Annotated in this window: 11 protein-coding genes and 1 tRNA gene; 3 read left to right on the top strand and 9 right to left on the bottom strand. The window is 41.8% G+C overall.

The genetic code is table 11. The features are described 5' to 3' along the window. Positions 1-505, top strand: a 505-nt coding sequence (locus LU279_RS09210) for a DUF5721 family protein (RefSeq protein ID WP_330684625.1), incomplete at its 5' end; no start/stop codon positions are given. A 17-nt stretch (positions 506-522) separates the two neighbouring features. Here LU279_RS09210 and LU279_RS09205 read toward each other — a convergent pair. The 9 genes from LU279_RS09205 to LU279_RS09165 all read right to left on the bottom strand — a co-directional run bounded on the left by LU279_RS09205 (position 523) and on the right by LU279_RS09165 (position 10725). Beyond that, positions 523-849: a sporulation initiation factor Spo0A C-terminal domain-containing protein gene (locus LU279_RS09205; protein WP_274422247.1), complete on the bottom strand. Its 327-nt coding sequence runs from the start codon at positions 847-849 to the stop codon at positions 523-525. A 392-nt stretch (positions 850-1241) separates the two neighbouring features. Beyond that, on the bottom strand, positions 1242-3293 hold the full coding sequence (gene htpG / locus LU279_RS09200) for a molecular chaperone HtpG (RefSeq protein WP_274422246.1): 2052 nt from the start codon (positions 3291-3293) through the stop codon (positions 1242-1244). 120 nt (positions 3294-3413) lie between these two features. Beyond that, positions 3414-6269 (bottom strand): hypothetical protein, encoded by a 2856-nt coding sequence (locus tag LU279_RS09195; RefSeq protein ID WP_274422245.1) that lies wholly within the window; start codon positions 6267-6269, stop codon positions 3414-3416. 309 nt (positions 6270-6578) lie between these two features. Further along, positions 6579-7496, bottom strand: coding sequence for a SufB/SufD family protein (locus LU279_RS09190; RefSeq protein ID WP_274422244.1), 918 nt, complete (start codon positions 7494-7496; stop codon positions 6579-6581). 17 nt (positions 7497-7513) lie between these two features. Then, positions 7514-8260, bottom strand: a complete 747-nt coding sequence (locus tag LU279_RS09185) for an ABC transporter ATP-binding protein (protein ID WP_274422243.1) — start codon at positions 8258-8260, stop codon at positions 7514-7516. A 156-nt stretch (positions 8261-8416) separates the two neighbouring features. After that, the gene (locus LU279_RS09180) at positions 8417-8674 is read right to left on the bottom strand and encodes a glyoxalase (protein ID WP_330684624.1); all 258 of its coding nucleotides are present in this window, start codon (positions 8672-8674) and stop codon (positions 8417-8419) included. Between the two features lie 2 nt (positions 8675-8676). Beyond that, on the bottom strand, positions 8677-9477 hold the full coding sequence (locus tag LU279_RS09175; protein ID WP_274422242.1) for an HAD family hydrolase: 801 nt from the start codon (positions 9475-9477) through the stop codon (positions 8677-8679). Further along, complete coding sequence (locus LU279_RS09170; RefSeq protein WP_274422241.1) at positions 9470-10135, bottom strand: HAD family hydrolase; 666 nt, start codon at positions 10133-10135, stop codon at positions 9470-9472. The genes LU279_RS09175 and LU279_RS09170 overlap by 8 nt, the downstream gene beginning before the upstream one ends. Then, positions 10132-10725, bottom strand: a complete 594-nt coding sequence (locus LU279_RS09165) for a Maf family protein (RefSeq protein ID WP_274422240.1) — start codon at positions 10723-10725, stop codon at positions 10132-10134. The genes LU279_RS09170 and LU279_RS09165 overlap by 4 nt, the downstream gene beginning before the upstream one ends. A 389-nt stretch (positions 10726-11114) precedes the next feature. Between LU279_RS09165 and LU279_RS09160 the strand changes: the two genes are divergently transcribed. Both LU279_RS09160 and LU279_RS09155 read left to right on the top strand, forming a co-directional pair. Continuing rightward, positions 11115-11186, top strand: a tRNA-Thr gene (locus LU279_RS09160). Between the two features lie 273 nt (positions 11187-11459). Beyond that, positions 11460-13127, top strand: a complete 1668-nt coding sequence (locus LU279_RS09155) for a glutamine--tRNA ligase/YqeY domain fusion protein (protein WP_274422239.1) — start codon at positions 11460-11462, stop codon at positions 13125-13127. Positions 13128-13153: the final 26 nt, after the last annotated feature.

Here is a 13153-nt window from a genome sequence, read left to right as displayed (position 1 = left end):
GAATATGCTTGCACTGAAAATCAACGATGTCAAAGGATTTATGAACCGACTTCTGATCGGGGAAACCTTTGATCATTTTCCCATGGCAGAAGTTTCTGTCACAACCTTCAATACTTTTTCCATAGACGGGAAGATAAATAAAGAGTTTTTTGATACCGATACACAGAATATCCTGACCCAAAAGGGGACTGTTTATTCTGCATGGAAAGAAATAAAACCTTTTTGCTTTTCAATCATACGCGGGAAACGGACCCCGCTGCAATTTAAAATTGTATTTCAGCTTTCACCGGAACAGTTTTTCTCTATTTTTGAAGAAAAGGAATCTGATCTTTTTTCCGCTGTCAGCAGTTTTTCTTTCATTATACAGTATAAAAACAATATGCTTTTGTGTACTACAGGGATTGCCCAAACATACTTTTCCATGGACAAACGCGCCGAACAGCTTTGGGACGCTGCTGTTCAGAACTTTTTCCGCTGTCTTGGCATTGACTGCGAGGTCCTGTAATACACATTTTTTATCCACTATCTCTCATCTGCACTGAGATAAAATGCCAGCATATCTACAAATTCACTGTTTGTAGGCTTGTAGCTCAGAGGATATCCGGCAATCCTATCCATTTGATCTTTGTTCGCAGACCAACAGACATTAACCACCGTACGGATATCATGTTCAATATTGTTTGGAGTAGACTTATATTTTCTTGCTAGCGGCGGATATACATCCTTGGTAATTCTCAAGGGATATCCGGCTGTCTCCATGGACAGCTTCACAGCATCTGCCACAAAATAATATCCTTTGTATTTTGATGTTACTCCCATCTGCCTGATTAAATGGTATACTTTCCTCATTTCGTTCTCCTCTGAAATTTATTTCAAATTTTCTTTTTCTTCTATATACTATACGACATTTTTTCTACTTTTTCCCTTTTCATAAATAACTCGTGGGACTTCGAAAGAAAAAGAAATTCTCATATTTTTTCGAGATTCTTCGACAAAACCTTGTTTGGACATACTTGTCTAGCATAAGAATCACAGAGCAATTTGTCAATATTAATTTTTTGTCTTTTGTATCAAAATAATATATAATTTTATATTTTTCGCTCTATTAGAACATTTTGTGCTTATTTCTTCGTGATTATTGCTCTATTTTTTCATAAAAGAATAGTCTTTTGTCTTTTAGAAAACTCAAAAATCCCGGTTGCCTTTTCAGGTACCGGGATTTCGCTCACATTCATTTCGATTTATTTTGTCAGCAACATTAAAATATCATTGCTTCTCTGAACAAATTTTGTCATTTCATCAGGTGAAAGCTGTTTATGGCTGATCATTGCCAGATCATAAAGCTGTTCACAGATAACGGCCGCATGTTCAGACTCCTGATTTTCTGCAAGGAACTTCACCAGAGGATGGTTAATATTTAAAACAAGTGTTTCCTGACCACCAAACATTCCCGGATCCATTCCGTACATATTATACATTTTCATCATATCCTGCATACGACGGCTTTCTTCAGAGAGCATCATCATTGCAGATACTGCTTCATTTTTCAGACTTTCTACTTTTACTTCCAGTTTTTCTTTATTCAGATTTTTACGGAAAAGCTCTGTCAGAGTCTTGGCTGTATCTTCATCTGCAGCCCCTTCTCCTTTCAGCTCTTCTGTCAGATCTGCGTCAATTCTCTTAAACTGAAGTTCCTGGTCTCTCTGTTCAAGGTGAGAAATAAAGGCAGTATCAATATTATGAGAAAGAATAACTGCATTCTTTCCAGCTTCTTTAAACATATTGATATACTGGCTCTGCTGTACCGGATCTGTCACATAAAAGACAGTTGTCTTTTCCAGTTCTTTCTCATCCTTATTTTCTTCTGTATTCTCCCGAGCCTCTTCCTCAGTATGCTCTGCCTCTTCTTTCCTGTTTGCCTCTATACAGTCTTTCAATGTAAGATATTTGTTGTCCAGGTCTTTAAACAGAATATAGTCATGAAGTTTGTCTGCAAATTTTGAGTCTTTAATGCATCCAAATTTAATGAACGGACTGATATCATCCCAGTATTTTTCGTAAGATTCACGGTCTGTCTTACACATTCCAGTCAGCTTGTCAGCTACTTTTTTCGCAATATATTCAGAAATCTTCTGAACAAATCCATCATTCTGAAGTGCACTTCTTGATACGTTCAGCGGAAGATCCGGGCAGTCGATCACACCTTTCAGAAGAAGAAGGAATTCAGGGATCACTTCTTTAATATTATCTGCAATAAATACCTGGTTGTTATAAAGTTTAATAGTTCCCTCAATGGAATCATACTCTGTATTGATCTTCGGGAAATACAGAATTCCTTTCAGATTAAAAGGATAATCCATGTTCAGGTGAATCCAGAACAACGGCTCTTTATAATCCATAAATACCTTACGGTAAAACTCTTTATATTCTTCGTCTGTACATTCATTCGGATGTTTCATCCAGAGCGGCTGAGGATCGCTTAAAGAAACCGGACGTTTGTTGATCTTTACGCGGTCTCTTGCCGGAGAAATTTCTACTGTTTCCTTTTCTCCTTTATCATTTTCTTTTTCCTCTGTTTTTGCCTCTTCGTGAATATGCTCAACAACAACATCATCATCTCTTAAATCAGCTTCGTCAATTGTCTCATATTCCTGCTCTGCATTTTCTTTTGCCAGATAAATATTTACAGGCATAAAAGAACAGTATTTTTCAAGAACCTCACGCATACGGTATTCATTACAGAATTCCAGGCTCTCTTCATTCAGAAACAGAGTGATCTCTGTACCTACTGTATCTTTATTTCCATCCTGAATATCATATTCTGTTCCACCATCGCAGGTCCAGTGAACCGGAACAGATCCTTCTTTATAAGACAGAGTATCAATATGCACTTCATCTGCCACCATAAAAGCAGAGTAAAATCCCAGACCAAAATGTCCGATCATCTGATCGTCTGTTGTTTTGTCTTTATATTTTTCCAGAAATTCTGTAGCGCCGGAAAAGGCAATCTGAGTAATGTATTCCTCCACCTCATCTGCGGTCATACCAATACCGTTATCAGTAAATTTCAGGGTCTTTTTTTCAGAATCAACGGTTACCTGAATTGCGGGTTTATAGTTTTCCGGGAAACTATATTCTCCCATTACCTCCAGCTTTTTCAGCTTGGTAATCGCATCGCATCCGTTTGATACAAGCTCGCGCACAAAAATATCATGATCTGAATAAAGCCACTTTTTTATAATAGGAAAAATGTTGTCACTGTTAATTGATAAGTTACCATGCTTTACAGCCATGTATTCCACACTCCTTTGTTTTTCATTTCTGTGATATATAGTAATACCCTTTCTCATAAAAGTCAAGAAAAAACTAGCACTCATTTCGAATGAGTGCTAGTAATTTTATTTTGTAACTTTTTATTTCTTTTTACGGTAAATAATCACGCCTGCAATGGCTGCTGCAGCTACTACGAGAATTACCACAAAAACAGCAATTGGTGAATCATCTCCTGTTTTTACTGAATTTTTGCGGTTTGCTGCAGGGGTAAGGTTCTGTCCCGGCGCAGTAACCTTTGCCTTGGAAATCGTAAATAGTACTGACTTTGTATCATAGGATTCCGTTCCCTTCCAGGTTTTTCCGTCATAAGTCTGAAGCTGGAACTTAACCTTCAGTGTGTAATCGCCACTCTCAGCCAATCCAAAAGTAGCAGTATACGGAGCTGCGTCCCAGTTGTTTGTATTGATCACAGTCCAGCTTAAAGGAAGATATCTGGTATCTCCTTTTCCCGGTGATGCATTATCCATTCCCGCGCCTACTGCAGTAAAAGAAATTCTGGATTGTGTAGTATATACTCCCTTATATTCGATTCCTGTGATCTTATTCTGATCTGCAGATACAGTTTTTGGAGTATACGCTTTCACGCTGACCTTTACACTTGTTACAAGTTTCAGATTTTTATCATTATCAACGCCTTTTGGAAGTTTCACAGTTCCCTGAACACGGAAGTTCTGCGCTTCTGTTCTGGTCGGATCATAACTGCAGTTCTTAACATCCCAGGACACTTCCGCATTCATATTTCCTGAACTTGTTTCAATTACAATCACTGACGGAAGCTTCAGAGATTTTGCGTCCTTCTTTGTTCCGTTTTTCAGTCCTGTGATATCGGCCGGAGCCTGGATCTTGATCAGAGAAGCATTTCCTTTAATCACACGAAAAGCTGCCTTAAAGCCTGCTTTTGTATTTTCAGAAGCAATCTCTATGTTTTCCTGATAAGTATTTACATCAAGTCCGTTCTTTGGTCTTACAGTAAAACTTACAGAATCTCCCGGCTTCAGAGTCAGGGCCGAAACATCTGCTTTACTTACTTCAAAGTTTTTTCCCACAGGCTGCGCCAGTGTCTCAGAAGCATTTCCATTATTTGTAACAGTAACCTGCTGAGCCTTTATCTGTCCGTATCCTTTTTTTGCTGATGCAAAATCCAGTTCGGAAGGCGCTGCGCTCAGACTGTGATTTACAGCCTCAACTGTCAGGTTCGCTGTTATCTGAACCTTCTTTCCTGAGATTTCGTCCATGACTGCAAAACTCTCTTTATAGGTTCCTGCCGCCAGTCCGGTTCTTGGCCGTATGATCACCGCAGTATTTCCTCCTGCCGCAATCTTCTGATCCACAAGAACAACATCAAAGAATTTAAAATCCCCATTCTCACTTGCCGGCTGTGAAAGACTAGCTTCTTCCGTACCCTGGTTAGTCAGTGTCACAGATTTTTCTGCCGGAGCTTCCGTATATCCTTCGATCACTCCACCAAAATCTACCACATCGGTGTCTGCAACAACATCACTGCCGCCCTGCGGCTTCTCTGCAGGAATATTCAGTTTCACCGGTATCGACACTGTATTATTGCTGTTGTTAATATCTGTAAAAGATAAAACATCCTGATAATCTTTATCTGTTTCCAGATCCTCAGCCGGAATCACAGTGAACTCGGAATTTCCTCCTGCCGGTACAACTGCTGTACCTGGATCGGCAATCACCTTTCCTGCCTCTGTTAACACCTCAACTGTGATATCTTCGGAGGAATGATTGGTGATCACCACCTTCTGAGCATCCTGTGTGGTGAATCCCAAAGACTCCAGATCAGCAGTCAGTGCAGATCCTTCAGGAATTTCAGGTTTCTCTGAATCAGTCAGAACCATTCTTGCTGTAAAGGAAACCTCTGTGCCTTCCTCTGTCTGATATGCAATGGTATCTTCATAGGTTCCCGCTACGGTTCCCTGCCTTGGCGATACCCAAAGCACTGCCTCTGCTCCGGGTTCAAGGGGTTCATGAATGTCCTGTACCGCAAAATGCTCCGGAGTGTTTTCCAGAAAATGCAGTGGCTCTGTTCCCGTGTTCCTTACTGTTACACTCTTCGTTGTTCCGTCTGCTGTTTCTCCCACCGGAAGAATGCCAAAATCCAGGACTCCTGCTCCATCCTCTGTGATCACTTCTGCGCTGAAAATCTGCTCTTCTGTATCAGAAGGAATTTCCTGTCCGCCCTCTTCCGGAACTATTTCTTCATCTTCCTGTGCAGGTGGAATTCCGTCCACAGACTCACTTCCGGCCTCGCCGTTCTCCTCATCCGACGGATCGACCGGTGTGAGAATTTCGCCTTCATTTAAAGCATCCTCCGGTTCACTGTCCTGTTGTTCTTCCTGCACAGCTGTGTCTTCCTGTGCCGGCGGGATACTGTCTACAGATTCACTTCCGGATTCTTTTCCGGATTCTTCCGCAATCTCATCCTTGTTTTCTTCCTGAACCGGCTGTCCGGTACTTTCCTGAGACGGTTCCTCCGGCAGAGCTTCAGCTTCTTCCTGACTGCCGTTCTCTTCTGTCTGTTCAGGTTCCTGAGAAACTGCTTTTATCTCTGCGGTTTCTGCTTTCAGGCTTCCGGTATAACCTTTCTCTTCCAGTCCGGTAATTGTCAGCAGGATCTTCGATCCCACATCATCCTGTGTCACAGAATATGTTTTTTCCCTGCTGAGTTCTGTAAGGTTCCTGTTTTCTGTATCAGATGCAGCCTTTCTGGACCACACATAACTGACGCTGTCCGCTGATATTCCTTCCGGTTTTACTCCTTTCAGATCAACACTGAGAGTCGTTCCCGGAGTTGCATTTCCGCTGATTTTAACCTGCCCTTCCAAAGTGGAAACCGCTGCCGCAAAAACAGCTGATGGAAGAAGGGACAACACCATAAAAACAGACATGATGATTGCTGCAATTCTTTTTGCTCTCATAAGTCATCCTCCTTTTCTGCTTTCTGTTACTTTTCTATTATGCCCATTTTTACCGGAGTCATGGACTTTTTACAGGAATTATCCTGCTGTAAGCAAAGACATACTTCCGTGTCTTTTATTTCCTGTACAGCCATTATATCATATCCGGAAACAGCCATGTAATTTCTGTTTTACCTGGAAAAAAGCCGGAGAAACTGTCACTGTCCACTTACAGCGCCCTGCTTGAAATACGATGTGGACAATAACAAAACCTGCAGCTGCCTGCATTTTTTCTCCGGTCATTTTTATTTTTTCATCTGATAAACATTTTTATTTTAAGAATCCGCTGATGATCTGCTCCTCTGCTTCTTCTTCCGTAAGCCCCAGCGTCATCAGCTTAACAAGCTGCTCTCCGGCAATTTTTCCAATGGCAGCTTCATGGATCAGAGCCGCATCCACATGATTGGCTGTAAGCTGAGGAACTGCACTGATCTTTGCATTTTCCATAATAATCGCATCGCATTCCGTATGTCCGCTGCATCGAGTGTTACCACTGATGTGGGACTGGAACAGCTGCCAGGATTCATCTCTTGCCACAGAACGGGAAACAATATTTGCAGAGGAATCTTCCCCGTCAAGCTGCACGTCAAACCAGCTTTCTGCCTTCTGTTTTCCGTGAGTCATCAGACGCTCCATTACCACCAGCTTTGCACCGGATTTCAAATGTGCTTTGTTTTCTCTCTTTGTAGAATCCACGCCTCTGATCTGGACGGTTTCCATTTCCATAAAGCTGTCCTCGTCCAGACTGATCTCGGTTACAGGGTTCATAATCCGCTCTCCACTTCCGTTTCCGCTTCCGTAGTGTTTTTCTACATACTTTACATGAGCATTTTTGCCGATAAAAAATCTGTGGATCCCGTCATGCCGACTGGAGGCATCCCCTCCGTTGTGTATCCCGCAGCCGGCAATAATCGTAACATCTGCGTCCTCCCCTACATAAAAGTCATTGTAAACCATTTCCTCAAGACCGGACTGGCTCATGATCACCGGAATATGAACACTTTCTTTTTTTGTTCCCGGTTTAATATGGATCTCAATACCGCTTTTGTCAGGTTTACTGATAATTTCTATATTTTCTGTACTTTTTCTGTTAATACTCTGTCCATTGGAACGGATATTATAAGCTCCTGCAGGGATCTCATGAAGTCCGGTTACCTGCATCAGCAGTTCTCTCTGTATTGCGTCCATTTTTCTCACTCTCCCCTTTATTTACGATTTGCAGCCTTATCACAGGATGGCGCTGCATTTGCTGTTCCCAGAAGTTCCGGAAGAATCTCTTCCTTTGTTCCTTTTTTCACCAGTTTTCCATCTGCGATCAGAATGATCTGATCTGCAATATTCAAAATGCGTTCCTGATGTGAAATGATCAGAATGGAGCCGTGAAGCTGTTCATGCATTTCCTCAAAAACCTGAATCAAATTCTGAAAACTCCAGAGATCAATCCCTGCCTCCGGTTCATCAAAAACAGACACTCTTGTTTTTCGTGCCAGGATCGTTGCAATCTCAATCCTTTTGATCTCACCGCCCGAGAGACTTCCGTTCACTTCTCTGCGGATATAATCTTTTGCACATAAACCAACCTTTGAAAGATATTCACAGGCTCCGGCTACAGAGATTTCTTTTCCTGCTGCCAGACGGAGAAGATCAAAGACTGTCACCCCTTTAAAGCGCACCGGCTGCTGAAAAGCATAGCTGATTCCCAGCTTTGCCCTGTCTGTAATACTCATATCCGTAATATCCTGTCCATCAAAAAGTATCTGACCGGATGTGGGCTTTTCAATCCCGGCAATGATTTTTGCCAGGGTAGACTTTCCTCCGCCGTTTGGTCCGGTGATTACCACAAACTGGTTATCTTCCAGGGTCAGACTTACATCATTTAAAATTCCGATTTTTTTTGCGTTTCTTGTTTTTTCATCAGGCACCTGGAAACTGATGTTTCTTAATTCCAACATATCATCTGTTCCTCCCTACAGGCAGAAAATCCGCCTTTATTTTTCACTGTCATATATCATAGCACATTTTTTCTTACATGGATGATCTTTATTTAACAAAACAGGAGAGCTCTGACCGTTTTTCCTCAGTGCTCTCCCGTTTCTTATTCTGTATTCCTATCCCTCTACGATCAGGTAGCTTCCGGAAGGCAGCGCAAACACTTCGCTTGCCTCCTTCAGCTCCTCATCTGTCATTCCCTCAATATCTGCTCCTGTTTCGTCCAGATAACGACGTACCTCTTTTAAGGTTTTTACCTCAACAGCCATGCAGTCCTCAAGAAATTCTTCTGCCTCCTCATAGCTTTCTGCCACCGGTTCATCATACAGTCTGCCCTGCTCTTTCAGAAATGTTTCAACACTTTCTTTTGTATACATATTCAGATTACCTCCTCAATTTTTCCATTTGCTCTGATCAGACGTTCCAGGACCGTTTCTACTCTTTCTGCCGTATAAGATGCCGCTTCTATTACCCCTGGTTTTGCATGCTCCATGGCAAAACTCCAGGGAACTGCTTTCAGCATCTCAATGTCATTGTATTCATCCCCGAATACCACACATTCCTCCGGTTTGATCCCAAGACGGTTCTGATATTCTTTTAGACCTTTTGCCTTATTTGTCCCAAAGGGAATAAAATCCACCCATTCCGTCCCTGAAGTTACAACTGTACATTTATCAGAAAAACGTTCCTGCCAGTAACGGATAGAATCCTCCTTAAGCCCTCTTTCATATACTGCCAGCTTCATACAGGGTTCTTTTATCTCGTCAAGACTTTCTATCACTTTGCTTGTGGTTTTTACAACCTTTGTCATCAGATCCAGATAGTGCTGCGTTTTCGGATGTATATAATAGAAATCTCTGGTTGCGCAGGAAAATTCTGCGCCGTCCTTTTCTTCTATCGCTTCCAGAATTTCTCTCACCAGTTCCGGTTCAAAATTATCCTGATAAAAAACCTTTTCATTTCTCACTGCAAGGGCTCCGTTTTCACAGATAAAAGCCATCTCATCTGCCACCGGGTCAAACAGTCTTCTCATGTTCGGATACTGTCTTCCGCTTGCTGCCACAAAAAGTATCCCCATTTTTTTCAGTTCTCTGATCAGCGGAAAAATCTCTTCCGGAAGCTGCTGTGCGCCATTTAAAAGAAGAGTTCCATCAAGATCACTTGCCACTAATTTAATCATTGTTGTATTCCTCGTAAATTTTTAATAATTCTTCCGGTGTTTGTATGATAATTCCGGCTCCGCTTTCCTGAAGTTCCTGCCTGTCTCTGAATCCCCAGAGAACACCAACCGTATGCATTCCCGCTGCGTTTCCGGTTTCCATGTCGGTTCCGGTATCTCCGATATAAAGACATTCTTCTGGTTTTACCCCAAATACTTCTGCAGCTTTCAAAGGTCCGTCAGGCGCAGGTTTTCTGCGAATTTCCTCACTCTGCCCGATTACAAAATCAAAGGTATCATCAAACAGTTCCGCCACAACTTTCACTGCCGCGTCATGAGGTTTATTGGAACACACTGCAAGGGCAGTTCCCTGTTTTTTCAGCCGTTTCAGAAGCTCCGGGATTCCCTGATATATCTTTACTTTATACAGAGGATCTGCATTAAACCGCTCTCTGTACTTTTTACGCACTTCTTCATAATATTCCAGCTGTGGATCTCCGGCATCTTTCAGGCAGCGACGCACCAGCATATCGGCTCCCTCGCCGCAGTAATATCTGAAATGATCCACCGGCTGTCTTTTCAGTCCCATTTCATCCATCAGTTCATTTGCTACTGTTGCCATGGATTCCAGGGTATCAGCCAGAGTTCCGTCAAGGTCAAAGATACATGCTTTTATCATTCCTGCCACCTCAGTTCTATGCCTGATTTTTTTGCTTCATAAAACAGGCGTCCCACAGGCAGTCCCACTACATTGGAATATTCTCCTGAAATACTTTTTACATAAATACCGAATCGCCCCTGGATCCCATAGCTTCCTGCTTTGTCCATAGGTTCCTTTGTTTTTACATAATCCAGGATTTCCTTATCTGATACCGGATAAAAAGTCACATCCGTCCGTTCTGCAAAGGAAGTCTTCTTCCATTGTCCCTGATTATTTTCCAGAATGGTAACCCCTGTATAAACCTGATGAGTATTTCCCTGGAGCATTTTCAACGTCTGTACCGCATCCTCTTCATTTTTTGGCTTACCCAGTATTTTTCCCTCAAATACCACCACAGTATCTGCACCGAGGATCACTGTTCCATTTTCCGCCTCCGGAAAAACGGCTGCAAAAGCTTTCTGGGAAGACAATTCTTTTACCACTTCTTCCGGATCTGTTCCTGTAATATGTTCCTCTCCGTTTCCGGGGCAAACTTTAAAACTCACTCCTGCACCAGCCAGAAGCTCTCTGCGCCTTGGAGATGCCGAAGCCAGAATTATTTTTCTCATAATCTGATCATTCCTTTTTTATTCTTCTCTTCTGTATTACAGTATAACCTTTCGGGAAAATTGTCGCAACCGGAAAAATAAACAAATAAACCCCCGATTCCCAAAAAAGTTCCCAAAAAAGAACAACGAACGTTCCATTTCATTCTCCGGAAACAAAATTTTAAAAGGCAACCAAAAGCCCGACCTTATTCTTTCGTTTTTCTTACAGATGAAAAACCGGAAATTGTTCTTTTATTTTTCCTTCAAAAACCAGTCAAAGAACCGGAAATTGCTTTTACACTTCTTTCCGTAATTTTTTTGCAAAATTTTAAAATAAAATATTGACAATCGCGCGCTCTTCTGTTAATATAATCAACTGTGAGCGGCGCAATACAGTTGTCGTTATAAATGCTGATGTGGCTCAGAGGTAGAGCACTTCCTTGGTAAGGAAGGGGTCACGGGTTCAATTCCCGTCATCAGCTGTCTAAAATCATTCATTTTAAAGGCTTTTTGCCTATATAAGAAATCAAAAGTAATCAAGGAAGTAATCAGAACAATCGTTCTGGTTATTTTTTATTTTCTGCTTCTTTTCCCACGATTAACCGGAAGTTATACTTTTAATCCGTCAACATTTTCAAGAATTCTTCTGAAAGTTTTCTCATACAAGTTTTTCTGAAGGTTTTCTCATAAAAACTTTTAAATTCCTGAATTTTATGATATGATAGATAATCAAGAACATTTCAGGAGGGAAAGAGATGGAAAACGAAACCATTTCCAAAAATTTTATCGAAAATATTATTGATAAAGATTTAGCCGAAGGCGTATATGATACCGTACACACACGATTCCCACCGGAACCTAACGGCTATCTTCATATCGGCCATGCCAAATCGATTCTTTTAAATTACGGACTGGCCCAGGAATATAACGGCAAGTTCAATATGCGTTTTGACGACACCAACCCTACCAAAGAAAAAACAGAATTTGTCGAATCCATTAAAGAAGATATCCACTGGCTTGGAGCAGACTGGGAAGATCGTCTTTTCTTTGCATCTGATTATTTTGACCAGATGTATGAGGCAGCCGTAAAGCTGATCAAAAAAGGCAAAGCTTTTGTCTGCGATCTCACTGCTGATGAAATCCGCCAGTACCGCGGAACTCTTACAGAGCCCGGCAAGGAAAGCCCTTACCGCAACCGTTCTGTAGAAGAAAATCTTCAGCTTTTCCAGGAAATGAAAGATGGCAAATATGCGGACGGAGAAAAAGTACTCCGTGCAAAAATCGATATGGCATCTCCAAACATGAACATGAGAGATCCGGTTATCTACCGTGTGGCTCACATGACTCATCACAATACCGGCGATAAATGGTGCATTTACCCTATGTATGACTTTGCTCACCCCATTGAGGACGCCATTGAAGGCATTACTCATTCTATCTGTACTCTGGAATTTGAGGATCACAGACCACTTTATGACTGGGTTGTAAAAGAACTGGAATATCCTCATCCTCCGAAACAGATCGAGTTTGCAAAGCTTTATCTTACCAATGTTGTTACCGGAAAACGTTACATCAAAAAACTTGTGGAAGACGGTATTGTAGACGGCTGGGACGATCCCCGTCTGGTATCCATTGCAGCTCTGAGACGCCGTGGTTTTACACCGGAATCCATTAAAATGTTCGTAGAGCTCTGCGGTGTTTCCAAAGCCAACAGTTCTGTAGATTATGCAATGTTGGAATATTGTATCCGTGAGGATCTGAAACTGAAACGTCCCCGTATGATGGCAGTCCTTGACCCGATCAAGCTGGTGATCGACAACTATCCGGAAGGCGAGATTGAATATCTGGACGCTCCTAATAACATGGAAAACGAATCTCTGGGCTCCCGTAAAATTCCTTTTGGAAAAGAGCTTTACATTGAGCGCGAAGACTTTATGATCGATCCTCCGAAAAAATACAAAAGACTGTTCCTTGGCACCGAAGTACGTCTCATGAATGCATATTTTGTTACCTGTACAGGTTTTGAAGCAGATGATGACGGAACTGTCAGAGTGGTACATTGTACCTATGATCCGTCTACCAAGGGTGGAAATGCGCCGGACGGCCGTAAAGTAAAAGGTACCATCCACTGGGTAGAGGCTTCTCAGGCAGCACAGGCTACTGTTCGTCTTTACGAAAATATCGTAGATGAAGAAAAAGGTGTTTATAACAAGGAAGATGGTTCTCTGAACCTGAACCCTAATTCTCTGACTACTGTTACCGCTTATGTGGAACCTGAGCTTATGAAAGCAAAAGGCTATGACAGCTTCCAGTTTGTGAGAAACGGATTCTTCTGTGCAGACATTCACGATTCCAAAGAGGGACAGCCGGTATTTAACCGTATTGTTTCTCTGAAAAGCTCCTTTAAGCTTCCAAAAGCTTAACAACTCCGCAAAACAATAAAATAAAG

This window comes from Blautia sp. XA-2221 (genome assembly GCF_028767025.1).
Taxonomy (GTDB): Bacteria; Bacillota; Clostridia; order Lachnospirales; family Lachnospiraceae; genus Blautia_A.
This window is presented reverse-complemented; position numbering and strand designations above follow the sequence as displayed.